Annotated in this window: 26 protein-coding genes; 17 read left to right on the top strand and 9 right to left on the bottom strand. The window is 38.8% G+C overall.

Features of this window, described 5'->3' with window-relative positions; genetic code table 11:
* Positions 1–169: 169 nt before the first annotated feature.
* From BGO84_RS11135 to folB, 3 genes are read right to left on the bottom strand one after another with little or no spacing between them, the layout of a single operon-like run.
* Positions 170–1690: a DUF4301 family protein gene (locus tag BGO84_RS11135; protein WP_291029244.1), complete on the bottom strand. Its 1521-nt coding sequence runs from the start codon at positions 1688–1690 to the stop codon at positions 170–172.
* 54 nt (positions 1691–1744) lie between these two features.
* On the bottom strand, positions 1745–2272 hold the full coding sequence (locus BGO84_RS11130) for an RNA methyltransferase (RefSeq protein WP_291029242.1): 528 nt from the start codon (positions 2270–2272) through the stop codon (positions 1745–1747).
* 4 nt (positions 2273–2276) lie between these two features.
* The gene (folB, locus tag BGO84_RS11125) at positions 2277–2630 is read right to left on the bottom strand and encodes a dihydroneopterin aldolase (protein ID WP_135103664.1); all 354 of its coding nucleotides are present in this window, start codon (positions 2628–2630) and stop codon (positions 2277–2279) included.
* Positions 2631–2734: 104 nt separating this feature from the next.
* On the opposite strand from folB, the gene BGO84_RS11120 reads away from it, so the two are divergent.
* The 7 genes from BGO84_RS11120 to BGO84_RS11090 all read left to right on the top strand — a co-directional run bounded on the left by BGO84_RS11120 (position 2735) and on the right by BGO84_RS11090 (position 9074).
* A complete protein-coding gene (locus BGO84_RS11120; protein ID WP_228093655.1) occupies positions 2735–3115 on the top strand; it encodes a polymer-forming cytoskeletal protein in 381 nt (126 codons plus the stop codon).
* A gap of 23 nt (positions 3116–3138) precedes the next feature.
* A complete protein-coding gene (locus tag BGO84_RS11115) occupies positions 3139–4911 on the top strand; it encodes an aminopeptidase P family protein (protein WP_291029240.1) in 1773 nt (590 codons plus the stop codon).
* Positions 4901–6316, top strand: a complete 1416-nt coding sequence (locus tag BGO84_RS11110; RefSeq protein WP_291029238.1) for a TlpA disulfide reductase family protein — start codon at positions 4901–4903, stop codon at positions 6314–6316. The genes BGO84_RS11115 and BGO84_RS11110 overlap by 11 nt, the downstream gene beginning before the upstream one ends.
* A gap of 6 nt (positions 6317–6322) precedes the next feature.
* Positions 6323–6841 (top strand): gamma carbonic anhydrase family protein, encoded by a 519-nt coding sequence (locus BGO84_RS11105; RefSeq protein WP_135103660.1) that lies wholly within the window; start codon positions 6323–6325, stop codon positions 6839–6841.
* 235 nt (positions 6842–7076) lie between these two features.
* A complete protein-coding gene (locus BGO84_RS11100; protein WP_291029236.1) occupies positions 7077–7706 on the top strand; it encodes a nitroreductase family protein in 630 nt (209 codons plus the stop codon).
* A 119-nt stretch (positions 7707–7825) separates the two neighbouring features.
* On the top strand, positions 7826–8122 hold the full coding sequence (locus tag BGO84_RS11095) for a hypothetical protein (RefSeq protein ID WP_291029234.1): 297 nt from the start codon (positions 7826–7828) through the stop codon (positions 8120–8122).
* 22 nt (positions 8123–8144) lie between these two features.
* Positions 8145–9074, top strand: a complete 930-nt coding sequence (locus tag BGO84_RS11090) for a polyphosphate kinase 2 family protein (protein ID WP_291029232.1) — start codon at positions 8145–8147, stop codon at positions 9072–9074.
* A gap of 66 nt (positions 9075–9140) precedes the next feature.
* Here the strand turns inward: BGO84_RS11090 and corA are convergent, their stop codons facing one another.
* On the bottom strand, positions 9141–10085 hold the full coding sequence (gene corA / locus BGO84_RS11085) for a magnesium/cobalt transporter CorA (protein ID WP_135103656.1): 945 nt from the start codon (positions 10083–10085) through the stop codon (positions 9141–9143).
* Positions 10086–10117: 32 nt separating this feature from the next.
* Positions 10118–10915, bottom strand: a complete 798-nt coding sequence (gene rsmA / locus BGO84_RS11080) for a 16S rRNA (adenine(1518)-N(6)/adenine(1519)-N(6))-dimethyltransferase RsmA (protein ID WP_291029589.1) — start codon at positions 10913–10915, stop codon at positions 10118–10120.
* Positions 10916–11022: 107 nt separating this feature from the next.
* Here rsmA and BGO84_RS11075 point away from each other — a divergent pair, with 107 nt between their 5' ends.
* Both BGO84_RS11075 and BGO84_RS11070 read left to right on the top strand, forming a co-directional pair.
* The gene (locus BGO84_RS11075) at positions 11023–12036 is read left to right on the top strand and encodes a lysylphosphatidylglycerol synthase transmembrane domain-containing protein (protein WP_283686816.1); all 1014 of its coding nucleotides are present in this window, start codon (positions 11023–11025) and stop codon (positions 12034–12036) included.
* Positions 12037–12339: 303 nt separating this feature from the next.
* Positions 12340–13794 (top strand): aminoacyl-histidine dipeptidase, encoded by a 1455-nt coding sequence (locus BGO84_RS11070; RefSeq protein WP_291029230.1) that lies wholly within the window; start codon positions 12340–12342, stop codon positions 13792–13794.
* A 65-nt stretch (positions 13795–13859) separates the two neighbouring features.
* On the opposite strand, the gene BGO84_RS11065 is transcribed toward BGO84_RS11070, so the two are convergent.
* The 4 genes from BGO84_RS11065 to BGO84_RS11050 form a co-directional block, all read right to left on the bottom strand.
* Positions 13860–14783 (bottom strand): hypothetical protein, encoded by a 924-nt coding sequence (locus BGO84_RS11065; RefSeq protein WP_291029228.1) that lies wholly within the window; start codon positions 14781–14783, stop codon positions 13860–13862.
* A gap of 169 nt (positions 14784–14952) precedes the next feature.
* Positions 14953–16032, bottom strand: coding sequence for a family 10 glycosylhydrolase (locus BGO84_RS11060; RefSeq protein WP_291029227.1), 1080 nt, complete (start codon positions 16030–16032; stop codon positions 14953–14955).
* Between the two features lie 13 nt (positions 16033–16045).
* Positions 16046–17143, bottom strand: coding sequence for a carbohydrate-binding family 9-like protein (locus BGO84_RS11055; protein WP_291029225.1), 1098 nt, complete (start codon positions 17141–17143; stop codon positions 16046–16048).
* Between the two features lies 1 nt (position 17144).
* Complete coding sequence (locus BGO84_RS11050) at positions 17145–17840, bottom strand: NAD-dependent deacylase (RefSeq protein WP_291029223.1); 696 nt, start codon at positions 17838–17840, stop codon at positions 17145–17147.
* 171 nt (positions 17841–18011) lie between these two features.
* On the opposite strand from BGO84_RS11050, the gene BGO84_RS11045 reads away from it, so the two are divergent.
* From BGO84_RS11045 to BGO84_RS11010, 8 genes are all read left to right on the top strand, one after another.
* A complete protein-coding gene (locus BGO84_RS11045) occupies positions 18012–18599 on the top strand; it encodes an FKBP-type peptidyl-prolyl cis-trans isomerase (RefSeq protein WP_291029221.1) in 588 nt (195 codons plus the stop codon).
* Positions 18600–18615: 16 nt separating this feature from the next.
* Positions 18616–19635, top strand: coding sequence for an FKBP-type peptidyl-prolyl cis-trans isomerase (locus BGO84_RS11040; RefSeq protein WP_135103649.1), 1020 nt, complete (start codon positions 18616–18618; stop codon positions 19633–19635).
* A gap of 142 nt (positions 19636–19777) precedes the next feature.
* Positions 19778–20242: an Lrp/AsnC ligand binding domain-containing protein gene (locus tag BGO84_RS11035; RefSeq protein ID WP_006842228.1), complete on the top strand. Its 465-nt coding sequence runs from the start codon at positions 19778–19780 to the stop codon at positions 20240–20242.
* A 161-nt stretch (positions 20243–20403) separates the two neighbouring features.
* The gene (locus BGO84_RS11030) at positions 20404–21027 is read left to right on the top strand and encodes a PASTA domain-containing protein (protein WP_291029219.1); all 624 of its coding nucleotides are present in this window, start codon (positions 20404–20406) and stop codon (positions 21025–21027) included.
* Entirely contained in the window at positions 21027–22094 is a 1068-nt protein-coding gene (locus tag BGO84_RS11025) for an RluA family pseudouridine synthase (RefSeq protein ID WP_291029217.1), read from the top strand. The genes BGO84_RS11030 and BGO84_RS11025 overlap by 1 nt, the downstream gene beginning before the upstream one ends.
* 24 nt (positions 22095–22118) lie before the next feature.
* Positions 22119–23099, top strand: a complete 981-nt coding sequence (locus BGO84_RS11020) for a D-alanine--D-alanine ligase (RefSeq protein WP_291029215.1) — start codon at positions 22119–22121, stop codon at positions 23097–23099.
* 4 nt (positions 23100–23103) lie between these two features.
* A complete protein-coding gene (locus tag BGO84_RS11015) occupies positions 23104–24252 on the top strand; it encodes a hypothetical protein (protein ID WP_283686827.1) in 1149 nt (382 codons plus the stop codon).
* 73 nt (positions 24253–24325) lie between these two features.
* Positions 24326–24904, top strand: a complete 579-nt coding sequence (locus BGO84_RS11010; RefSeq protein ID WP_135103644.1) for a hypothetical protein — start codon at positions 24326–24328, stop codon at positions 24902–24904.
* Positions 24905–24947 lie beyond the last annotated feature (43 nt).

The following is a 24947-nucleotide window of genomic DNA, read 5'->3' as shown; positions in this document are numbered from 1 at the left end:
TATACTCGATCCTAGCTTTAGGAAAAGCTATATTGTAATAATGTAAAAATTCTTATTCCCGAGCAAAGATAATCCTTTTTTCTTTAAATAAAAACTTTGGCTATATTTTTTTAAGAATTACATACACAATCTTTTACATTTGAAAAAACAGAATAAATGACAAAAAAAATCACAAATGGCAATCTCTTAACAAATCATTTACAGTTTTTACAGGATTGAAAGTTTCGACCGGAACTTCAACAAATATTGTGTTCCAATCAGACATCGCACCATTCCATAAGCCGGGAAGTTCTAAAGCTTTAAGTTCCTTTCCGCTTTTTGATTTGATTGATATAAATCCGGTATTATAGTCTACATAGTCTTTCAGATTGAAATGATTACCTCTGTAGTCTTTAATCCCACAAACTAAATCAACAGGATTGAAGTGAGTTCCTTTTTTAAACATCTCCTGTTTCGCAGGGTCGGACATATCAATTTGCGAGCTTTCCAAGATTTGAGGAGAGATCGTTCCATCTGAATTTACGGCTAGAAAAGGGCCACCTCCCGGTTCTCCCACATTTTTCACCATACCACAGACACGACAAGGGCGATCGAGTTTTCTTTTCAGATAAAGCACAAGCTCTGCATCTTCCAGCAATTTTGTATCGGGATTTTTTATATTTAATTCTTTTTGTAGAAAATAAAGAATTTCTATTAGTTGATCATGTTTATATTTCCCGCTATCGAGAAGTTTCAAATATTCAAATATTTTTCTCTGAGTATCAACCAATACACCCGCTAGTATCTTTTTATATTTGGTCTCTGTCTGCTTATATTTATCGGGGACAGTATTATCTATATTTTTTATAAAAACGATATCCGCATTTAAGTCATTCAGATTTTCTATCAGTGCGCCATGTCCTCCCGGGCGAAACAATAATTTTCCATTTTCCCTAAACGGCTCATTATCGGCATCCACCGCAATTGTATCTGTACTCGTTTTTTGTTCGCTAAACGTAACGTCATATTTTACATGAAGTTCGTTTTCAAACTTTTGTTTTTTTCCCTTTATCAGGTCGTCAAACAATATTCTATGCTCAGGCGATACAGTAAAGTGAATATTCACTTCTTCTTTATCATTCTTTGCATAAAGATACCCCTCCATCAAATGCTCTTCGACCGGAGTACGGGATGTATCACTATATTTATGAAACTTAAGAAGTCCCTTTGGCAGATTTCCGTAGTTAAGCCCTTTTGGCTTCAGCAAATTCTCAACAATTGATTTATATTTTCCTTCCGAAAGCAAAGCTGCAAGCGGTTGCCCTTCATTTTTCAGACACATGGCATCCAGATCGTTATAAAACGCAAACTTCTCTATGTCTTCAAAAAATTTCTTTTCAAAGTCTGAAGTCGGTACAGAATAAGGCGCATCTAAAAACTCGAACAAGTCTTTGAACATCCTACTTGCTGCTCCCGAGGCAGGAACAAATTTAACAATTTGTTTTCCCGATGACGCTTTGTATTCATCCCAGTCCGCCAGATATTCTTTTTCCTGTTCAGGAGATATCACCTTAATACCTTTTTCTACTGACGCTGCAGCGGCAATACCCAAGAAAGGAAATCCTTGTTTAAAGTTATCCAATTGTTTGTTCAGTTGATCTTCGGTAATACCTTTTTCTGCGAGATGGTTTTTATCTGATTCGGTTATCATAGCATAGTGTGTTATATACGTCTTATATGCAAAACTAGGAAAAATATTGGTAACTTACTTCAATTGTTTAGAAAATTCCCATATTACCATCCCGGCAGCCACCGAAACATTAAGGGAATGCTTTGTTCCATATTGAGGGATTTCAACACAACAGTCGCAACGGCTCACAACATCCTGCTGTACACCCTTTACCTCATTCCCTAAAACAACAGCATATTTCTTTTTAGAATCCAGTTGCAATTCATCCAGCATTATGCTATTTTGAGCTTGCTCCACAGCACAAAGGGTGTAGCCATTTTTCTTCAGCTCTTCTACAGCCTGATCTGTATCTGAGTAATATGCCCATGCAACCGAATTTTCAGCACCCAAAGCTGTTTTATGGATTTCCACATTGGGCGGAGTTGCCGTAATTCCGCATAGATAAACAGCCTCTACAAGAAATGCATCCGAAGTGCGAAACACAGATCCGATATTATTAAGGCTTCTTACATTATCCAATACAATGATAAGCGGAATTTTAGGTTCAGACTTAAACTCTTCGACCGAAAGCCTATTCAACTCTGTTATTTTTTTTACTCTCATCCGCTTAATCTATTAAAACAACACTGGCACAATCCAACTGAGCTCCCATCGGTGGGTTTCGTTTCGAAAGCTTAATTTCCACATGTTCGATTTTTTTATACTTCTGCTTCAGGCATCGAACGATCCGATATGCGACATGCTCTAATAACTTGGACGGAATTTGCATTTGCTCCTTCACATCATTGTATATATCGGCATAGCTGACCGTATCTTCCAACGAATCGGATTGAGCAGCATCTGTTAGGTTTACTTCTAATTTCAGATTGATCACAAACTCATTTCCAACCGTGGTTTCATGAGGCTGTACGCCGTGATAAGCATAAAAAACAACATTCTCAAGCAAAATAAAACTTTTCATAAAGAGTCAAAATAAAACGGCACAAAGCTAAGTTTTTTATCTATATTTGTTCGTTATTGAGTTTACAAAGATATAAAACCTTGTGAAAACAGAGAATGAAAATTATGAGTAAATCAAGAGAAACAACACCTTACACAACATCCGGCACACACAACATTTTAGCGTCGGGCACACAACTAAAAGGAGATATATCTTCAGAGGAAGATTTCCGTATCGACGGCGCAATAGAAGGTAATATTCAGTGTCGTGGTAAAATTATCGTAGGTCAGAGCGGCTGCGTTATCGGCAATATAAATTGTTCGAATATAGACTTATTCGGCAAAGTAAAAGGAAACATTATATGTTCCGAAAATATTGTTCTGAAAGCGAGTTCCCTTCTTACCGGCGAGATTAAAACACGTACGATTGAGATAGAGCCGGGAGCCAATTTTGAAGGAACCTGTTCGATGCTAAACAATAGCGTAACCGGTTCTTTGGATGAGTAAGATAATACCAAAACAATATAGTTATGAATATAAATAAAAGACTTGCCGCACTACGCGAATTTATGGGAGAAAAAGGCTTACATGCTTTTATCATCCCCAGCACCGACTCCCATCTAAGTGAATACCCGGCTTCGCACTGGGCTTCGCGCGAATGGATCAGTGGATTCACAGGGTCGGCCGGAACAGTTGTAGTCACTCGCGAAAAAGCCGGACTGTGGACAGACTCCCGCTATTTTCTGCAAGGGGCAAAAGAACTGGAAGGAGCTGATATCGAATTATTCAAAGAAGGACTTCCTTCAACCCCAAGTATAGAAGAGTGGCTAACCACCGAACTGGGGAAAGGAGAATACGTTGGTATAGATGGCACTGTGTATGCAGCTAAAGAAGCCATGAACCTTACCCACAAATTAAACATGAAAGGATTGCACCTTATCAGTGATTACGATCCGTTCAGCAAAATATGGAACGACAGACCCGAAATACCTACGAATCCAATCTTTGTTCTGCCTGAAAAATATGCGGGCGAAGCGGCACATAAAAAAATAGCACGTATTTGCGATGCTGTAGAGAAAAATGGAGCAGAATCTTTGCTTGTGGCATCATTAGATACAATCGCCTGGATTTTCAATATCAGAGGTAACGACGTAAAATGCAACCCTGTAGCTGTTAGTTATGCCTATGTTTCGAAAGAAGAAACAGTATTGTTTATCAATCCTAAAAAACTAACATCGGAAATTTCCGATTACTTGAAAGCAGAAGGGGTTACAATTGCCGAATACGATAAAGTATTTGATTATGTATCGAAACTAAAGACACCTGTTTGTTTGGATGCGAACAAAGTAACTTTCAAGCTATATAATACGATACCCGACGGATGCCGCATCATCGATATGCCATCTCCGGCAGACCTGATGAAGAGTATCAAAAACGATACAGAGGTTCAAGGTATCCGCAATGCAATGGAACGCGATGGTGTTGCATTGGTACACTTCTTTATGTGGCTCGAAAAAGCAGTACCCGGAGGAAATGTGACGGAAATTATGATACCCGAAAAACTGGTGGAATACAGAAGTCAACAGAAAAACTTTGTAGGAGAAAGCTTTGATACAATCTCGGGCTATGGTCCGAACGGGGCAATCGTTCACTATCATGTAAGCAATGAAAGTTCACTACCGGTTAAACCCGAAGGTTTGCTGCTTGTAGACTCCGGTGCTCAGTATTTCGACGGCACAACTGATATAACCCGTACACTGGCAGTAGGCCCGCTTACCGACCAGATGAAAAAGGACTACACGATGGTACTGAAAGGACATATCAATTTGGCAACAGCTATATATCCTCAAGGTACAAGAGGAAGCCAGTTAGACATCTTGGCTCGTAAGGCGTTATGGGATGAAGGACTAAACTACCTGCACGGAACAGGGCATGGTATCGGACATTTCCTGAATGTACACGAAGGCCCTCAAAACATAAGAATGAATGAGAACCCTACAACTCTGCAACCAGGAATGGTAACATCTAATGAACCGGGACTGTACAGAGCAGGACAATACGGTATCCGTATCGAAAACCTCATTCGTACGAAGCATGAAATGACTACCGAATTCGGAGATTTCTATTCTTTCGAAACGCTGACTCTTTGCCCTATAGATACGACACCTATAGTAAAAGAAATGTTGACAGAGAAAGAGATCATCTGGCTTAACGAATATCACAAATTTGTATACGATCGTCTTTCTCCACTATTGACTGAAGACGAAAAACAATGGTTAAAAGAAAAAACTCATGAGATTTAAAATAACTGTTATATTATTGAGCCTCCTTTTCACGTTTGAGATGGAGGCTCAAACTATTAAAAGTCCCGACAATAAGTTCAACTTAGAAGTGACTTATCCGGGACAGAGTGGAAAGAAACTGTATCTGGGGCAATATTGGCGGGGCGCGACATATGCAAAAGACTCCGTTGTCCTTTCAGCGGCCGGTAAAGGTGTATTTACAGCAAGAGAGAAGTATCCCGAAGGTCAATATTTTCTTTACATAGCACCTGACTTCAGAACAGACATGCTCTTTGGTAGCGAACAGAGCAAAATGCAGATAACAATCAACAAGGATAATTTCTTAAAAAGCACTGTAACAGGAAACGATGACACACGCCTACTGTGGAGCTATCTCAACAAAATAGCAGAGAATGATGCTCTGAGAGAGACACTCGAAGATCAGCTATCGGCATCAGATCTTACTCCGCAAAAAAGAGCCGGCATAGAAAAGGAAATAGCAACCGAAGAGCAAATAGCGCAGACCTATGTAAACAATCTTATCAAAGAAAATAAGACGAATTGGTTTGGAACTTTCCTAAAGGGTATGACTCCGATCACGTTACCTTACGCCGACCCTAAGAATGATAAAGAATTTGCAGAAAACAACAAGTACGGAAAAGTACATTATTTTGATAATATAAACCTTACCGACCCTCGTCTGTGGCGAACAAATTATTTGACTAGCTATATAGAATCATATATGACTCAGTGGGTAAATCCTACGCCCGATTCTTTGGCGATAGCAGCAACTAAGCTTGTAAGCAGAACAAAAGAGAATGAAGTGTGTTTTAAAGAAATGTTGTCTTATCTGATAAATACAACCACTTCGAGCGACAGAATGGGCGATGAGAATATCTGGGCAAAGCTTTGCGAAGATTACGTCTTCGGCAAAAACCTGGCGTGGATAGATAGTGCTCAAGTGTCAGGATTGCAGTATATGTATGAGCATATCAAAAACAATCGCATAGGCATGAGAGCCCGCAATATAAAACTGACAACAATAGACGGCAAGACAATTGAGACAAACGACATAAAAGCCGAATACCTGATATTGTATTTCTATGGTCACGACTGTAATCACTGTATAGAAGAAACACCTCGCATATACAATGAGGTATATACCAAATACAAAGACAAAGGATTGCAGGTAGTAGCCATCGACATAAAAGGAAGCGACAAAAAAGAATGGGATAAGTTTGTAAAGAATAATAAGATGACCGGCTGGATCAACGCCGCCGACCCGAATAATATATCACAATACTGGTTGAATTATGATACATCATACATTCCGTCGGTGTTTGTGTTGGATAAAAACAAAAAAATAGTTGCAAAGAAAATAGATTCTAAAGGACTGGAACAGTTCTTCGATTATTATACAAAATAAAAGATAATGGCATTAATAAAAGAAGTCAGAGGGTTTACACCTGAGATTGGAGAAAATACATACATGGCCGAAAATGCTACAATAATCGGCGATGTGGTAATAGGTAAAGATTGTAGCATTTGGTTTAACACCGTATTGCGTGGCGACGTAAATTCTATACGCATCGGAAACAGGGTAAACATACAAGATGGCAGTGTGTTGCACACATTGTACCAAAAGTCTGTAGTAGAAATAGGCGACGATGTATCCATTGGTCATAACGTGGTGGTGCATGGCGCAAAAATAGAAAATGGTGCACTGATAGGTATGGGAGCCATTGTTCTCGATCATGCAGTGATAGGCGAAGGTGCGATTATTGCAGCAGGATCGGTAGTGTTGAGCGGTACACAGGTAGAGCCGGGAAGTATCTATGCAGGTGTACCTGCCAAGTTTGTAAAAAAAGTAGATTCGGAACAAGCGAAAGAGATGAACCAGAAAATAGCTAAAAATTACCTGATGTACTCGGGCTGGTTTAAAGAAGAATAAAACCGATTAAGGAAAATACTTATAATTAAATATGGGCAGAGGAATTTCACACCCTGAGAGATACGCTAAATGAAGCAATCAATCAGTCGGAAAATGAAATTCCTCTGCCTAAAATAAAATACAAACAAAATTCACTAAGTATAGATAAAAGGAATCGTGCGGTAAGATTAGACTTTCAGATCATAAAAGGAAAACGAGCACGACTCCCCCAGACTATTTAAACTAAAACAATAATATGAGCTTAATAGAAGATCTTAAATGGCGACATGCATGTAAAGGAATGAATGGAGCCAAAGTTCCACAAGATGTAGTAGAAAGAATACTTGAAGCAATCAACCTCACCCCTACCTCTCTGGGGATGCAGGCATTCAAGGTATTTGTTATAGAAAACAAAGAGCTAAAAGAAAAGATATACAATGAAGCATGCGAGCAACAGCCAATTACCGGATGTTCGCACCTATTGGTATTTGCTTCATATACACAAATTACAGAAAAATACCTTGACGACTATTTCGATTTGATAAACAAAAAACGGAATCCGAGCAAAGAGTGGTGCGATAAATATAGAAAAAAGATAGAATTCTTTATTGAGAAAAATGGCAGTAATGTAAAGAACTGGCTATCTCAACAAACTTACATCGCACTAGGAGTGGCGTGTACAGTTGCAGCCAACGAACGCATAGAGACACTTCCTATCGAGGGCTTTGACAGGGATGCATTGAACCGTATCCTCGACTTACCAACACAGAACCTTTCTGCGACATTTATTCTTCCGCTGGGATACAAAGATGAAAACCTCGACTGGCTGCAGAATCAACCGAAAGTAAGAAAAGACCTCAACGACCTGATTGCAGTCATCAAATAATTTTCTGTGGGAATAATTATCTTTTTATATACATACACTAAACAAAAAGCGGTGAAATAAGGTTACAAATAGAAACAGGGTAAAAACTGTCACTTTTGTCACTTTTTACATTATTGGAAATGACAGAAAAGAAATATAGTAATCTGGTTAATGTTATCATAGGAATATTATTGATAATACTAAATACATGCTGGATATATTTCCAACTCAGATTACTATATAATTATAGCTTTGGCAACATTCTCTCTCTTTACAAAATACCCGAATGGATACTGGTTTTGAACATAATTTGCGGACTGATCGGAGTCTTACTTGCAGTCAGGCTAATTAAAGACAAGATAAGCGCATGGACAGTAATACCCGCCAACTTCGGGCTTTTCTGCATCTGCATTTTGATTGAAAGTTTCCTAGCATAATAGAACTATAAATTAAATAGTTATGAAAAAAGAAATTCTGAAAAGGATAATTGCAAAACCCGGAGAAAAGCATAAAGTATCCAACTTCAAAACAGATTACACCGCCGGATTATCAAAACAGAAAGGGGAAAAGCTTCTTGAAGAAAGTATAGATAAACTGTCGAAACTGCAAGATAAGCTTTATGCACAAGACCGCTATTCTGTGCTGATCATATTTCAGGCAATGGATGCTGCGGGAAAAGATGGCACAATCAAACACGTTATGTCGGGTATCAACCCGCAAGGCTGTCAGGTTTTTGCCTTCAAGCAACCATCGGCAGAGGAACTCGACCACGACTATCTGTGGCGCATCTACAAATGCTTACCCGAGCGGGGAAGAATCGGTATATTCAACAGGTCGCATTACGAAGATGTACTCGTAGCAAAGGTTCATCCGGCGATTGTATTAAACGGAAAATTACCCAATATCACAAAGACGGAAGATATCAATGATAAGTTTTGGGAAAAACGTTACAGACAGATAAACGACTTTGAAAGGCATCTGACTGAAAATGGAACAATCGTATTGAAGTTCTTTCTCAATGTTTCGCACGATGAACAGGAGAAACGCTTTCTTGCCAGATTGAATGATGAGTCTAAGAATTGGAAATTTTCGGCAGCAGATCTCAAAGAGCGTGCATACTGGGACAATTATATGGAGGCATACTCAGATATGCTGACACATACATCGACCGACGAAGCTCCTTGGCACGTTATTCCGGCAGACAACAAGTGGTTTATGCGCTATATTATTGGTCAAATCATCAGTGACAGAATAGAGGAACTCGACCTTCACTATCCCGAACTGACGGACGAAGCTAAGATAGAGATAGAGAACGCCAAGAAATCCATGTCAAAACCGCAGGAAGAAAAGCCTAAGATAAAGAAGGAAAAGAAAGACAAGAAAAAATAAAAAAGAAGGCAGCGCTGATTATCTCAACGCTGCCTTTATTTAAGTAATCAATTTACATTTAGATAATTACAACCACTTCTGTCGTCTGAAATAAAAGAGAATAACAGCAACAGCAGCTATCATCAGTCCGATAGAAAATTCGTAGCCGTATTTCCATTCCAGTTCAGGCATTTCTCCAAAGTTCATCCCATAAATACTTGCAATAAGTGTAGGCGGCATAAATATAACGGAAATCACGGTAAACATTTTGATGATCTTATTTTGCTCGATATTTACAAACCCGAGGAATGTATCTTGTAAGTAGTCGAGCCTGTCGAAGCTAAAGCGGATATGTTCGAGCAGAGAGTTTATGTCCTTTATCAGAATCGTAATTCTGGCATGCAACTCTCTTGGCATCAGTTCACTTTTGAGCATACTCGATACAGCCCGCTGCTTGTCGATAATATTCTCCCTCAGCATCATGGTCTTTTCCTGCAAGTCTTTGATTTCCATCAAAAGCTCTTCGTCAGCCTCTTTTATACTGATGCTATTAGACAATGACGTAATCTGCTGGGTCATGCGTTCGATCATATCGGCATCGAGTTCTACCCGTGTCTCCAAAATAGCGACAAACACATGATAACCGGTAGGATACATCTTAGGATTAGCCGATATTTTCTTTATTGTCTCGTGGAAGGACGATAAGTCCTCGCTGCGGACGGTAATAAGAATATTGTTCTTTATGATAAAAGAAACCGGTTCTCTCTCGAAAGTTCCAAGTAAGAAGTTGGAATTTACAACCAATGAGTCTGCCGTCTCCATATAACGGGACGACATCTCGATCTCTACCATCTCCTCTTCTTCCTGGATATATATTTTCAGATAATCTTCTAACTCGCTTTCTATCTCCTCATCTACATTATTAAGGTCGATCCATAGAAAATCCTTAATAGGGGTGGCTTTCAAAAATTCAATGCTACGGCTCATTCGTATGACATTGTCTTTGTGATAGAATAATTTTACTTCTGACATGAGCTATTCTTTTTTAAGTGTTAGGACTTCCTTTACTTCTCACTACTTCTCCCGGGCAGAAAAGCTGAGACTATATTTGTCAACTTTTCGAAATCTGCAACCGAGAGGCGCTCGGGTCGTTCGTCAAAGATAGGGTCGGCATACGCTTCGCAATCTTTTCCTAACAGAGGCTTCATAGAGTTTCTAAGGGTCTTTCGACGCTGATTAAATCCTGTTTTCACAACAGTTTTAAACAATTTCTCATCACAGCCCAGATGTTCTCTCTTATTGCGAACCAGCTTAACCACGGCGGATTTAACCCTCGGCGGAGGGTCGAATACCTTTTCGCTCACCGTAAATAGATATTCTATATCGTACCATGCTTGTAGCAAAACACTTAATATGCCGTATGTCTTGCCTCCCGGCTTAGCGGCTATACGTTCGGCAACTTCTTTCTGGAGCATTCCTGAGCAACACGGAACTTTGTCTTTATACTCAAGAACTTTAAAAAATATCTGAGACGAAATATTATAAGGATAATTCCCTATCACACAGAATTTGTCCGGATAAATAGCCGACAAATCAAGTGTGAGAAAATCGCCTTCTACTATACGCCCATGCAAAGCAGGATAATGCTCGTTAAGATATGGCACAGAATCGCGATCGAGCTCAACAACGGTTAAGTCTTTCTCCTTTTCGATAAGAAATTGAGTCAGCACACCCATTCCCGGACCAACCTCAATTACCGGCACATCGGTAAAATCATCCAATGTATCGGCAATCCGACGTGCAATATCCAGATCTTTGAGAAAGTGCTGTCCTAAGAATTTCTTCGGCTTAACTGCCCCCATACTTATAATTATCATTATATTTGCAGCGGCAAAGGTAGTATTTATTACTGAAAATCGTTCGTATTAAAAGACCTTTATTCTGAAACCGCTACATTTAAATTTGGGGAATGGAAGAAACAGATGAAGTTGTAACACAAAAGAAAAGCTCTTTATTAAACAATCTTATAAAAGTCGTATTACCCCTAGGATTAGGTATTGCGATCATATATTATCTTATTAGTAAAATTGACCCGAGTCAACTTTGGGAAATATTGAAAGATGCCAACTGGGGGATACTGTTATTCTCTCTATTATTCGGGCTTCTAGGAAATACAATCAGAGGATACCGTTGGGCTCTGTTTATAACTCCATTGGGTTACTCTCCCAAAATATCGAACCTCAATTATGCAATCTATGGCGGTTATGCCGTTAACTTTGCTTTGCCACGTGCGGGCGAGATATGGAGATGCGGTGTAATAGCCAAGGAAGACAACATCCCTTTCTCCAAATTATTCGGAACGATGATTCTCGATCGGATATTTGACACAATTACCGTTGCTATAATATCTTTAGTGGCCTTTTTGTTCAACATGCAATTCTTTTTGACGCAACTGGAACAAAACCAAACAACGTTCAATACTATATCCGGTATATTCAAATCCCCTTTATTATACTTAGCTATCGGCGCTGCAATAATAACCACATACATTGTCTTTAGGTTTTTCAAAGAAAATGTTATTGTACGTAAGATAAAAGGATTCCTGTCAAGTATAGCAAGTGACTTGAAAGCAATTTGGAAAATGAATACCAAAGGTCGTGTATTCTTATATACGATAGGCATCTGGGGTTCTTATTTTTGTTATTTCTACATTACATTTTTCGCTTTCGATTTTACAGCTGACTTGGGAATCACCGCCGGACTCATCGCTTTCGCTTTGAGTAGTATAAGTATGGGAGTACCATCTAACGGAGGACTAGGCCCTTGGCAAATAGCAGTAATAGCATCGTTAAGTCTGTATGGTGTAGACAAGCTACATGCAACGGCATTTGCTACAGGCGTGTTTGCTGTGCAATCTATCTGGGTGATTATTTGCGGGCTGTTCGGCATTGCCATGTTGGCTTTGAAAAAGCAAAAGAAATAATTCTTCCATCATTTCCACATCTACACTTTTATATTTTAGATTTATCTAATAATATGAGAGCTTTGTACTTTCGTTCCATAGAAAAGCAATCCTCGGTAAATTAAAGAAGAAAAGGTTACAATAAAACACATGTAAAAAAGTGTCACTTTTGTCACCTTTTGAATAAAAAAGCACGAAAAGAATAAGAATAACAAAAAGTTATAAAAAAGAGTTTACCGTCTACTCTTTTCATTATATATGTAAAAGACTTCATCGAAAATTCTTATCTTTGTTACTATTCGTAATTTTAAAACATAACATATTATGTCTAAAGAAATACTTAAACTAAAACCGCAACAGTTGTGGAAACACTTCTACGACCTGACCCAGATTCCTCGCCCTACAGGACAGATGAAGGAGGTGACAAAATTTGTCATCGATTTCGGAAAATCACTGGGACTAGAAGTAAAACAAGACAAAACAGGAAACATTGTTATTACCAAGCCTGCTACCAAAGGAATGGAAAAAGCTCCGGTAGTGATACTTCAGTCACACTTGGATATGGTTCCTCAGAAGAACTCGAATGTAAAGCATGACTTCACAAAAGACCCTATAGAAACCCAAATAGATGGCAGCCGAGTAAAGGCTAAATCTACCACATTGGGAGCAGACAACGGAATCGGAGCTGCCGCCATGATGGCTGTCCTCGAAGACACGACACTGAAACATGGAAAAATAGAAGCCTTGTTTACAGTAGACGAAGAGGTAGGCATGGTTGGTGCAAGCGGATTGAAAAAAGGATTTCTTTCAGGAAACGTATTGCTGAATCTGGATACCGAAGAGATCGGCGAGTTATGCGTAGGTTGCGCCGGAGGTGCAGACGTTAATGCCGACTGGGAATTTAAAGATGCAGAAGTACCAGCAGGTGATGTTGCTTATAAAATATCGCTTACAGGTCTTAGAGGTGGTCACTCGGGAACTGAAATACACATGGGAAGAGCAAATGCCAACAAGCTTATGTTCTACTTCCTCAAAGAAGCAGTAAGCAATTATGAGGTGCGTTTGTCTGCCATCGATGGCGGTTCACTAAGAAATGCGATCCCTCGTGAGGCTGTTGCTATCGTTACTCTACCCGAAGAAGATGAGAAGGACTTCCTAAAACTGGTAAAAGAGTACGAAAAGATATTTAAAGAAGAATATAAAGCTGTAGAAGCAAACCTTTCATTCAAAGCAGCAAAAACGGAATTACCGAAAACGCTTATCCCAGAGGAAATACAAGACAGCGTTATCAATGCTGTTATTGGTTGCCAAAATGGAGTAATCAGTATGCTAACTGACTTTGAAGGCATTGTAGAAACTTCTACAAACTTAGCCTCTGTTAAGTCTGAAGCAGGTCGTATTTCTGCGAAAATGCTTGCTCGTAGCTCTTCCGAAACACGCAAAGATGAAATTTGCTCAAGCCTCGAAAGTGTATTCGCCCTTGCAGGCGCAAAAGTATCTATCGAAAATGGTTATCCGGGATGGCAGCCGAATGCTCAATCGGATACGCTAAATATGATGGCTAAATTATACAAAGATATGTACAACGAAGACGCCCATGTAGTAGTGGTACATGCAGGATTAGAATGTGGTATTATTTTGGGTAGCACACCGGGATTAGACATTGTATCGTTTGGTCCTACAATCTTAAATGCACACTCTCCTGACGAGTTTGTAGAAATAGATACAGTAAGCAAATTCTATGATTATCTGGTTAAAACCCTAGAGAACATAAAATAAAAGAAGAAACGGCGGGAAATTCAAAAATACCCGCCGTTTTACTTTTCTAACCTATCGTTTATATATCAATCGAAAGGTATTACTCCTCCATCCGTCAGGTCTGCTAAAGACACTTTAAAGGTTGCAGACGTTGTAGTCTTGCCTAATGCTCCTCTGAAAGTTATACGTTTACCGCCTTCGATATTCCCTTTATATATCTCCCTTTCGCCTAGAACAGTATCACCGGTAGCAATCTGTTTTACAAATACCAGCTTCACAGTAACATCTTTACCTGCTGTTGCATGCCTATCTGTAACTATTTTGTGTTCTCTAAATTTATCAACATTAGTATTACATAGGTCACCCCACCCCCAAGATGCTTCTGAGCCTCGAGTAGGAATACCTTCTGCTATGGATATTCCGGAATAAAAAGGAGTGATCACACAGCCAATTGTAGTTGTACCCTCAGGCAAAGAACATGTATTGGCATCGGTCACTTCAACGGTCACCTCAGACCACATCGGCTGTAAAGTTACCTGTATTGGCACATCCGGGTTATTCGCAGCTACCGAGAAGTCAACCTTTTCGTAATATATATATCTACTACCCATATTTCCCATTATCCATGTAGGAGGATTCTCAAAATAGTCAGTATAGAAATTATTATCCTTTACATCAATTGCTCCTTCTGTTGGAGGAGAGCTCATACCTCCGGTCGGATAAGAGATAAAAGCAATATAGTAGTTACCTTCAGGGAGCTCCTCAGTTAGCTGCCCAACCATTTCTTTAAACTTCCACCCTTTCACTCCTTTGCCAGTCTCTTTCTCGTAAATGATATAAAAGAGTTGATTGTTATAGGTGTCAGCTTTCAATGATTTAACATCTACACTAAAGTTAGATACATCAAACGTAACCTTATACGTTTTATTTGTTGTGGGTACTTCTTCCGAGTCATTGCTACAAGACGCAAACAGAATAGTTGCGCATAGAAAAAATAGTAGTTTTTTCATTACGATAATAGTTTTGTTAAGTTTATATATTCATTATTAAATACAATAATAATGAGGCGTAAAGATATACAATATAATTTATTCTAGATGATTTATAAAAGAAAAGAGAGCAAGACAATACGCCTTACTCTCTATAGCTTTTAAATTATATTTTCTTATTTGATGCCTTTCACTTTTTCTCGGGCTTCTGCTTATACTTAGACAATATAGCCAATATTTCGTCAGAAACATTTCCGAAAATAGAAACGCCCGAAGCTCCGTTTTCCAAAGCATATTTTATTCCGGCTTCGATTTCTTCATTGTTTTTGAAGTCGGGTATATACAATCCGGCATAGAGAGGAAAACGACCGTCTAGACCTCTCAATCCCTGCTTAACGGCATCACCGATCCATGGTACATCTTCTTTATAGAAACCATGATAGATCATCGGGTAAACAGCATCCAAAGGCCAGTTTGTCCAATCCTGTCTTACCAAACGCTTCGCTACGTCCGGAGTCGGAAATACGGCAGCAGTAAGCGGCTTATGATGGGCTTTTGCCACATCTCCAATCTTATTCACAATTGCGGTTACAGCATCGTATCTGAAAGATTTCCATGAGAGATTTTCCTGAGGATACTGAATACTGTCTATGTCTTTATGATATTTTTCTTTAAACTTATCCTTACATACATCGCAATAGCAAAAATCGTATTCGGGCAATTCTTGTGTTTGAACAATACCATAAACATCCCACAGATTAACAGCCAATATCACATCACTGAAACGAACATAATCCATGTGGATGCCATCAACATAATCTTTAGACAATGCATTCTCTACCTCTTTGGTCAGAAACTCCGCAACCTCGGGACGAGAAGGACACATCCATCTGTAATAATCTACATACGGCGGATGATCAGCACAAGATTCACCCTTTCTGTTTACAGCAGCCCATTCAGGGTGAGCCTTCAACGCATCTCCCCTATTCATTATCCACATCCAACGATGAGCTTCCAATCCCTGAGCTTTTGCCGCCCTATAATGCTTCTCACTATCGGCTTCGAAGAAAATGCCCGCAATGCCCGCATCATGATATTTTTTATACCTCACGGCTAGTTCCTCTTCCGTATCAGAATCCTGAGGATTAATCCACACCCAATGTTTGTAAGTATTTTCGGCCTGCTTATTACCAATATTGCTTGTACAATTCGAGAACAAAAAAGGCAATAGTAATAAGGTCAACCAGTAAATTTTAAAATGGTTTCGCATAGTTTTTTATTTTTTATTTAGTTATTAATCCTTCTTCATTAAGATAAATCTTCTTACCCGAAGTATCTTTAATAGAGACTTCGAATCTCCTGCCGGTAGAAGACAGTTCGATTTTGTTTCTTTTATTATCAATATCGAATTCCGGCTTATCCATTTTCAGCTCTGCAAAGTTAGTTGCATAACGCTGATGCGCACGCCTATAGTCTTGCTGCTTATAGTACACAAGCCATAAATATTGTCTTTGCTTTTCAGTATATGGCAATACAAACTGAGGTTGTTTTTCCCCTGCTTTGTTTTTCGAAAAGAATAAATAACCCCATCTTTCGGGTCTATGCATATCGATAACACCTTGAGGAGACCATACCCAGTTATTTTCAGGTAATACCTTCCCCGCACTATCTTTTCTTTTCACATACTTACCATTTACAATATCTGTTTCCCATTGTACTCTTGAGAAATTAATGCGCCATACGTCTTTATCTTTAGGAATATTTATAGCATTCCCCAAGGTAAGAGCCCTGAAAGGGATTGCCATCTCTACCGTCCATCCGGTATCTGTATCATTAGGGTTATTGATAGTGCCCTGCACTTTTACGGCATGCTGCATTCCCTGAGTATCCCAACTGAAGAGCGCTGCGCCTCCACTCCGATAAGGTTTATGCATAAACAGATCGAAAATATTATTATATGCATTGACCTCTATTTCAAAGTAGTTGTGGGCAGTGTTTAATGGATCTATAAACACTTCGAAGTCATTATCAAAAAACACAATCTCATCGCGCTTGGTCAAGGTAGCCCATACATGCGGATCTTTTAACTCAGCTGCGATATAAAGATATGATTCGTCCCAAAGCATTTTTACACGAGTATCGTAATATGGTTTAGGCTTGGCATCGCCCTCTATATCTTGAAAACGATCAGACCAAGGAGTATTCAGCCACACTTGATCATTAATATCGCCATCAATTGTCGGTGCTTTGGATGCATAAGGTACTACGTAGTTTGCCGGAATAGTAAATAGGTTTTCATATCCCTTAAAGTGATTCTGGGCATAACAAAAATTAAAAACAAGAAGAAAAGAAATAGAACAAAATAATTTTATATAATTCATTTTACTGATTTTGAAATTTAAGGATATCACGAAGTTCAGCCACACCCTCAGAAGCACCCTTCTTTATAAAGTGTATTCCGGGCTGATGCACATTCACTTCTTTCGGGTCGATCAGATAGACAGGCACACCCGCATGCACATAATTAAGCAAGCCAGCGGCAGGATATACATTCATCGATGTACCTATCACAACAAAGATATCGGCCGTTTCTACAATTTTCATTGCTTTTTCTATCATGGGCACAGCCTCTCCAAACCAAACAATGTGAGGACGAAGCTGTGAGCCTTTTTCACACTTGTCTCCAAGGTGAATCTCACAATTATCAGGAGTCAAGGTATAAATCAACGAAGGATCGACCGTCGAACGCACTTTACTCAATTCCCCATGAAGATGTAAAACATTTGTGCTGCCTGCTCTCTCATGCAGTTCATCTACATTCTGCGTTATAATGGACACTTTATAATCTTTTTCCATCTCCATTAATCCTACGTGTCCTTTATTGGGATTAGCCTCAAAAGCAGCCTTGCGTCGAGCATTATAAAAATCAAGTACCAGTTGAGGGTTTCGGCTGAATCCTTCAGGAGTGGCAACATCTTCGATAGAGTATTGTTCCCACAGTCCTCCCGAGTCTCTAAAAGTGGCAATGCCACTCTCTGCACTCATCCCTGCGCCGGTTAATACAACAATATGTCTCATAAACTATTAAAAAAATGTAAGTAGCATATACAAATATAGTTTTTTCAGGGGTAAATTTTATTAAAGTCCCATGAAAAGAATTACTTTTGTTGGCAAATTTAAATAAACATTCAGTCATATCATGAAATAATACTTCTTTGACATACAAGACTGATATAAAACGAAAAGAATATGGATAAAATTAGTTACGCTCTAGGTTTAAGCATCGGAAATAACTTCCTTAGCTCAGGTATCAACAAAGTTGATTTCGACTCTTTCCTTAAAGGAATGAAGGATGTAATCAACGGAGGAGACACTGACATGGATTATGAAGAAGTTAAACAAGTGATTAACGACTATTTCACCAAATTACAAGACGAGAAATTGGAAATTAACCTCAAAGCGGGTGAAGAATTTCTATCTATCAACAAAAACAAAGCAGGTGTAGTAACTCTTCCGAGTGGACTACAATACGAAATACTTAAAAAAGGTGATGGCCCTAAACCGGCTCTTACAGATCAGGTTAAGTGTCATTATCACGGTACGCTTATCGATGGCACAGTATTCGATAGTTCTGTAAAACGCGGACAGCCTGCCACATTTGGTGTTAATCAGGTAATACCGGGATGGGTAGAAGCCCTTCAATTAATGCCTGTAGGTTCGAAATGGAAATTATTTATCCCTTCTGATCTTGCTTATGGCAAAGCAGGAGCAGGACAATCGATCGAACCTAATTCAACTTTAATTTTCGAAGTGGAAATTTTAGATATTGTCAAATAATAATTCAGTTTAAAAAATGAAAAAAATTCAAGTTGTGGCTCTTTCGGCTATCGTAGCTTTCGGAGCATTATTTACATCTTGTGGTGGAAATGTTTCTACAAACGTTCCATTAAAGACCGATCTCGATACTATTTCTTACGCTTTTGGTGCTAGCCTTTACGAGCAAGGATTGTCTATGCATCTACAACAACTAGGTATTATAGGCGATACTACAAGCATCAAAGCCGGATATCTTAGCAAAATAAGCGCAGAAACTGATGCTCAGAAAAAGACAGCATTGGAAAAAGAGATGAAAGCTAAAATGGATTCTGTAGTAAAATCAAACGCAAGAAACATCTCTGAGTTCTTAAACGGACTAAAAGAATCTTTAAATGCACCTGAATCAAAAGCTGCTTATATGGCCGGTGTATCAGTTGGAGGTCAGATATCAAAACAAATGATGCCTGGTATCATACAACAAATATATGGTCCTAATTCGAAAGAAAAACTAAACAGCGATGCATTCCTTGCTGCAATGGCTACAGCTATGAAACAAGGTAAATTTGCAGTTGCTGAACCATCTACAGTATTCAATGCAAAAATGCAGGAAGCTCAGGCTAAAGCTCAAGCAAGAGAAGAAGAAGAATTGAAGAAAGCAAATGCAGGAGTAATTGCTGAAGGTGAAAAATTCCTTGCTGAAAACAAAACAAAAGAAGGTGTTGTTGCTCTACCTAGCGGATTGCAATACAAAGTTGTAAAAGAAGGAACAGGAGCTAAACCAGCTGCAGCAGATATGGTAAAAGTGAACTACAAAGGTACACTTCTAGACGGTACTGTATTTGACAGCAACGAAGGTAAAGAGCCAATCACATTCAACGCTAACCGCGTTATCAAAGGATGGACTGAAGCTTTACAGTTGATGCCTGTAGGATCAAAATGGATTCTTTATATCCCTTACGATCTTGCTTACGGTGCACAAGGTAGCGGAGACAGAATCAAACCTTTTTCAACTCTTATTTTCGAAGTTGAATTGCTTGAGATCAATCCGAAACAATAATCTGACATTGTCAGAAAATAAGTTAAAACAACGGATTTAAATAATAATTTGGCACAAGTTCAGTAAATTATTGAGCAAAAAGCATACAGATTGTAAAAAATATCATATATTTGAGATATAATAACGATAAAACGCTCATATTATGCAAAAAATTGACAAACTTGATAAAAAGATTCTAGAGATTATATCCCAGAATGCAAGAATTCCATTTAAGGATGTAGCTCTTGAATGTGGTGTTTCACGTGCCGCAATCCATCAGCGTGTACAACGCATGATCGAGATGGATGTAATCGTAGGTTCCGGATATTTTGTTAATCCTAAAGTTCTTGGTTACAACACTTGTACATATATAGGAGTAAAACTCGAAAGAGGCTCAATGTACAAAACGGTAATTCCTGAATTAGATAAGATTCCTGAAATTGTAGAATCTCATTTTACAACGGGCCCATACACCATTCTGATCAAGTTGTATGCAAAGGATAACGAGCACTTGATGGACTTGCTGAACAACAAAATCCAAGACATTCCGGGAGTTGTAGCTACAGAAACTATGATTTCTTTGAGTCAGGGAGTAAAACGCCAGATTCCTATATCTAAATCCGAATAATCGAAACTTATTATATACTATTATAGATGAGAAGGATAATTGAAGCGAAATCAATTATCCTTCTCATTTATCTTATTATAACTTAAATAAGTAAGGTAAAACAAATGAAAGAAGTATTTTTTTAATATTTTTGTACCGTCGTTTGATAAGGATAGCCATACATGAAGAAAGAGAATATCATATTTAGGTTATTAAAAAATATCTATGTGAAGAATGTACTGATGATGATCGGGGCCTTTGTAGGACTGGTTATAATCGTATTGTTTCTTCTCAATTTTTATACCAAGCATAATGAGTCCATCACTGTTCCTACCGTAAAAGGACTGCAAGTACAAGATGCAGCAGGAATACTGGAGTCATCGGATTTGAGATACGAGATCAGTGATTCCATTTTCCAGGCGGAAGGTGCTCCCGGATCTATTATCGAACAGATCCCGAAAGAGCAATCGAAAGTTAAAAAAGGACGTACCGTATTTTTAGTTATAAAAGCTAAAGGTGTGCAACTGGTATCTGTTCCCGAGCTAAAAGACTATTCGAGAAGGCAAGCCGAAGCTCAGTTAGCGTCTTTAGGCTTTAACAAAATAACCATACAGGAAGTACCTGCCGCTTATAAAGGGTTAGTTATATCTATTTCGTATAGAGGAAAACAGCTAACACCGAATCAGAAAATACCAAAAGGATCTCCGCTGGTAATGACCGTAGGAGCCGGAGGTGATGTAAGTGAGGGAGACAGTATATCTGAACAATCTGACTCACAAGACATCGAAAAATCTTTTTTTGAATAATGATCGACGATTCATTTGATGAAATAGATGACCTTTCGGAAGACGAACTTGTAGAAGATCAGAATTCCGAGTTATTTGAACACTATCGCTTTGTAGCCGATAAAGGTCAGGGTATGATACGCGTTGATAAATATCTGGCTATGCATATAGTTGGAGTTTCGCGCAACCGCATACAACAAGCAGCCGAAGCAGACTGCATATTAGTAAATAATACTCCGGTAAAATCCAACTACAGAATCAAGCCGCTCGATGTCATATCGGTGGTTATGAATCGCCCCCCACGGGAATTGGAAATTATACCCGAGGACATCCCATTAGATGTAGTATATGAAGATGAAGACCTAATGGTGATAAACAAACCTCCGGGTCTTGTTGTGCATCCGGGATTTGGCAATTATCAGGGCACAATGGTAAATGCTATCGCATACCGATTGAAAGATACGCCGGAATACGACTCGAAAGATCCTCGATTGGGTATTGTGCACCGGATCGACAAAGACACATCGGGACTTATACTTGTGGCTAAAAATGCTTATGCAAAAACGCATTTGTCAGCCCAATTTTTCAATAAGACAACAAAAAGACAATATATAGCCTTAGTCTGGGGTAATATCACTGATGACGAAGGACGCATAGAGGCCAATATTGGTCGCAGCCTAAAAAATCGTATGCTGATGACTGTATTCCCCGAAGCAGACTACGGCAAACATGCCGTTACGCACTATAAGGTATTGGAACGACTGGGCTACGTCACACTCATTCAGTGTAGGCTCGAAACAGGGCGTACCCACCAGATACGCGTACACATGAAGCACATCGGGTATACCTTATTTAACGACGAACGGTATGGCGGAAATGAAATATTAAAGGGAACTAATTTTGCTAAATATAAACAGTTTGTACAAAATTGCTTTAATATCTGCCCAAGGCAGGCGCTTCATGCTCAGACATTAGGGTTTGTACATCCGCGAACAGGTCAAGAATTGATGTTCGAAGCTCCACTACCCGACGACATGGCTCAGCTGGTGGAGAAATGGCGTGGATATATAGCATATAGAGACATTTAATAAATATATAATCATTCGTATAAAATGAAACGTAATATAGCCATTGTATGGGGAGGCTATTCCTCCGAAGTTATCGTCTCAGCAAAAAGCATGGCTGGTGTTTATTCTTTTTTGGACAAGGATAAATACAATCTGTATAAAGTAAAAATCGTTAAAGAAGGGTGGACTGTTGAGATCGATGGAGAAACACTTCCTGTTGACAAAAACGACTTTACCTTCCATACACCGGGAAAAGAAAAGATTAAAATAGACTTTGCGTTTATCATCATACACGGAACGCCCGGAGAAGACGGTCACTTGCAAGCGTACTTTGATATGCTTGACATCCCCTACTCCACATGCGGCATGATGGCATCGTCGCTAACAATGAATAAGTTTGTGTGCAACAATTTTCTTCGAAACTTTGGGATAAGAGTTGCCGATTCATTATATTTGAATAAGGATTCTAAGTACGATATAAATAATATCACCGAAAAATTGGGCTTACCCATGTTTGTAAAGCCGAATACAGGTGGTTCAAGTTTTGCAACAACTAAAGTAAAGTCCGTTGATCAACTACAAAAAGCAATTGACGTGGCATTCGGCGAAACACCGGATGTGATTATCGAAAGCTTTATCAAGGGAACAGAAGTTACATGCGGCTGTTACAAAACAAAAAACAAAGAGGTTGTTTTTCCTTTGACAGAAGTAGTTACATCGAATGATTTTTTTGACTATGATGCTAAATACGAAGGACAGGTTGAAGAAATAACTCCGGCAAGGATATCACAGGAAATAACAGAAGAGATACAACGATTAACTCGTAAAATATATGATTTGGTAGGAGCGAAAGGCATTATCAGAGTTGACTTTATCATTTCAGATAATAAGCCTTACTTATTAGAAGTAAATACCGTTCCGGGCATGACTCAGACCAGCTTTATCCCTCAACAGATAGCTGCTGCGGGCTTAAATATCACTGAAGTCTTAACAGAGATTATAGAAAACGAATTTAATGTAAATTGATACCATGAGTAGCAAATTTGACGATATAGCGCCTCTCTACGACCACGAGGTGAAGCAAGCCATTCAGGACATACTGGTTGACCCCGGTTTTCAGCACGCAGTAAAATATATTATGCCCGAAATAGATTGGGCTGAGTTTTCTGCCGAAATGTCTAAATATGCAACAAAAAAAGAATTTCAAAGCCGTATGATATACCCTGTGATAAAAGCATTGGGTATGAGAGTATCATCGAGCATGAAGCTCGACAACTGGGAGAGTATCGACCGGTCGGTAGAGCATCTTTTCTTATCAAACCACAGAGATATTGTACTCGATGCCGGGTTGCTAAACATTCTGCGCCACGAGAAAGGCTTTGAGACCACAGAAATAGCAATAGGTGACAATCTGCTTATCCACCCTTGGATAGACAAGCTTGTGCGCCTCAACAAGAGTTTTATTGTAAGACGTGGACTATCTATAAAAGAAAGATTGATAGCGTCAAAACATATGTCTGAATATATACACTATGCCATTTCTGAGAAAAAAGAATCGGTATGGATTGCTCAACGTGAAGGACGAGCTAAAAACTCGGACGACCGCACTCAAGACAGTTTATTAAAAATGCTAGCTCTATATCCCGAAGACAAATCTTTTATCGAAAGTCTTAAGGAGCTGAATCTTATTCCGCTATCCATATCATACGAATACGACCCTTGCGATTATCTGAAAGCAAAAGAGTTTCAACAAAAGAGAGACAATCCTGATTTCAAAAAAACTCAGCGTGACGACCTTCTAAACATGGAAATCGGCATTTTAGGTAAGAAAGGCAATGTAGTATTTCGCTTTGGCAACTGCATCAATGATGAGTTGGATAAAATCACAGAACCCGACAAACGATTGCAACCCGAAATTGCAGCCCAGATAATAGATAAGGAAATACACCGCAATTATGAAATATTTCCGTGCAACTACATAGCCTATGATCTCTTCTATAAAGAAACAAGGTTTGAGGACAAATATACATCCGAACAACTGGAAGAGTTTAAAGACTATCTGGATAAGCAAATAAAGAAAATAGACCTCGATTATATCGACTACGACTTTGTATGGGATAAAATGCTGGAAATGTATTCGAATACATTGAAGAACTATCTGACTACAATAGAGTCTTGATTACAGGATAATTCCGATCAAGGGTTTAAGTTAAAAATATATTCATATATTTGTATAAATCAAAAAAGATAAAATGATGAAAAAGTTTTTGATTTATATCGTATGTAGTCTCATTTCTGCCGCATGTTTTGCTCAAGTAATAAAGCAAGGTCAGAAATTTACGTCTATCCCTGTATTTGAAGGGAAAGTGACGTTTATAAAGGAAATTCCGGCAAAACCGAACTTATCCATAGAAGATAATTATAAGATACTAAAAGATTGGGCCGGAACAAAGTACGGGAAAGACCCTTTTATATCCAGTATACGATATGGTTATCAGAATCACGAATTTATAGCAAAATCGAGGATAGAATTATTACTACCTGCCGACTCGAAAGGAGTGCGTGAAAAAATGATTATGCGTTACCGTGTAAACGGGTTCTTATTTCAGGATAAATGTGTACTGGAAATTACAGACATCTCTTATCTGTATGAAAATTCAGGAAAAGGCAATCTCCTTACGCGTATAATCAGAGCAGAAGACTTTATTACGAACGATGCAATAAAAGCAAGTGATGGCTTCCAAGAGTTGAAAGTGAATACAAGTAAAAGCACATTGTATTTTCTGAACGAGCTTAACGAGGATTTTGAAAATATATACAAGTCTCAATAAAGATTTACAACAATACACAAAGAGGGCTATTCTGTAGAATAGC

This window comes from Dysgonomonas sp. 37-18 (genome assembly GCF_001899125.1).
In the GTDB taxonomy this organism is placed as follows: Bacteria; Bacteroidota; Bacteroidia; order Bacteroidales; family Dysgonomonadaceae; genus Dysgonomonas.
Note: the sequence above shows the minus strand (reverse complement) of the source record. Positions and strands in the feature narration are given on the sequence as shown.

Bases quoted from the DNA above. Each gene is read 5' to 3' on its own strand.
- BGO84_RS11100 (WP_291029236.1), top strand. From the start codon at position 7,077: ATGAGCTTAATAGAAGATCTTAAATGGCGACATGCATGTAAAGGAATG.
- BGO84_RS11065 (WP_291029228.1), bottom strand. From the start codon at position 14,783: ATGAAAAAACTACTATTTTTTCTATGCGCAACTATTCTGTTTGCGTCT.
- BGO84_RS11090 (WP_291029232.1), top strand. From the start codon at position 8,145: ATGAAAAAAGAAATTCTGAAAAGGATAATTGCAAAACCCGGAGAAAAG.
- corA (WP_135103656.1), bottom strand. From the start codon at position 10,085: ATGTCAGAAGTAAAATTATTCTATCACAAAGACAATGTCATACGAATG.
- BGO84_RS11045 (WP_291029221.1), top strand. From the start codon at position 18,012: ATGGATAAAATTAGTTACGCTCTAGGTTTAAGCATCGGAAATAACTTC.
- BGO84_RS11025 (WP_291029217.1), top strand. From the start codon at position 21,027: ATGATCGACGATTCATTTGATGAAATAGATGACCTTTCGGAAGACGAA.
- BGO84_RS11070 (WP_291029230.1), top strand. From the start codon at position 12,340: ATGTCTAAAGAAATACTTAAACTAAAACCGCAACAGTTGTGGAAACAC.
- BGO84_RS11030 (WP_291029219.1), top strand. From the start codon at position 20,404: ATGAAGAAAGAGAATATCATATTTAGGTTATTAAAAAATATCTATGTG.
- BGO84_RS11060 (WP_291029227.1), bottom strand. From the start codon at position 16,032: ATGCGAAACCATTTTAAAATTTACTGGTTGACCTTATTACTATTGCCT.
- BGO84_RS11020 (WP_291029215.1), top strand. From the start codon at position 22,119: ATGAAACGTAATATAGCCATTGTATGGGGAGGCTATTCCTCCGAAGTT.
- rsmA (WP_291029589.1), bottom strand. From the start codon at position 10,915: ATGGGGGCAGTTAAGCCGAAGAAATTCTTAGGACAGCACTTTCTCAAA.
- BGO84_RS11040 (WP_135103649.1), top strand. From the start codon at position 18,616: ATGAAAAAAATTCAAGTTGTGGCTCTTTCGGCTATCGTAGCTTTCGGA.
- BGO84_RS11055 (WP_291029225.1), bottom strand. From the start codon at position 17,143: ATGAATTATATAAAATTATTTTGTTCTATTTCTTTTCTTCTTGTTTTT.
- BGO84_RS11135 (WP_291029244.1), bottom strand. From the start codon at position 1,690: ATGATAACCGAATCAGATAAAAACCATCTCGCAGAAAAAGGTATTACC.
- BGO84_RS11130 (WP_291029242.1), bottom strand. From the start codon at position 2,272: ATGAGAGTAAAAAAAATAACAGAGTTGAATAGGCTTTCGGTCGAAGAG.
- folB (WP_135103664.1), bottom strand. From the start codon at position 2,630: ATGAAAAGTTTTATTTTGCTTGAGAATGTTGTTTTTTATGCTTATCAC.
- BGO84_RS11035 (WP_006842228.1), top strand. From the start codon at position 19,778: ATGCAAAAAATTGACAAACTTGATAAAAAGATTCTAGAGATTATATCC.
- BGO84_RS11095 (WP_291029234.1), top strand. From the start codon at position 7,826: ATGACAGAAAAGAAATATAGTAATCTGGTTAATGTTATCATAGGAATA.
- BGO84_RS11120 (WP_228093655.1), top strand. From the start codon at position 2,735: ATGAGTAAATCAAGAGAAACAACACCTTACACAACATCCGGCACACAC.
- BGO84_RS11105 (WP_135103660.1), top strand. From the start codon at position 6,323: ATGGCATTAATAAAAGAAGTCAGAGGGTTTACACCTGAGATTGGAGAA.
- BGO84_RS11050 (WP_291029223.1), bottom strand. From the start codon at position 17,840: ATGAGACATATTGTTGTATTAACCGGCGCAGGGATGAGTGCAGAGAGT.
- BGO84_RS11010 (WP_135103644.1), top strand. From the start codon at position 24,326: ATGATGAAAAAGTTTTTGATTTATATCGTATGTAGTCTCATTTCTGCC.
- BGO84_RS11015 (WP_283686827.1), top strand. From the start codon at position 23,104: ATGAGTAGCAAATTTGACGATATAGCGCCTCTCTACGACCACGAGGTG.
- BGO84_RS11075 (WP_283686816.1), top strand. From the start codon at position 11,023: ATGGAAGAAACAGATGAAGTTGTAACACAAAAGAAAAGCTCTTTATTA.
- BGO84_RS11115 (WP_291029240.1), top strand. From the start codon at position 3,139: ATGAATATAAATAAAAGACTTGCCGCACTACGCGAATTTATGGGAGAA.
- BGO84_RS11110 (WP_291029238.1), top strand. From the start codon at position 4,901: ATGAGATTTAAAATAACTGTTATATTATTGAGCCTCCTTTTCACGTTT.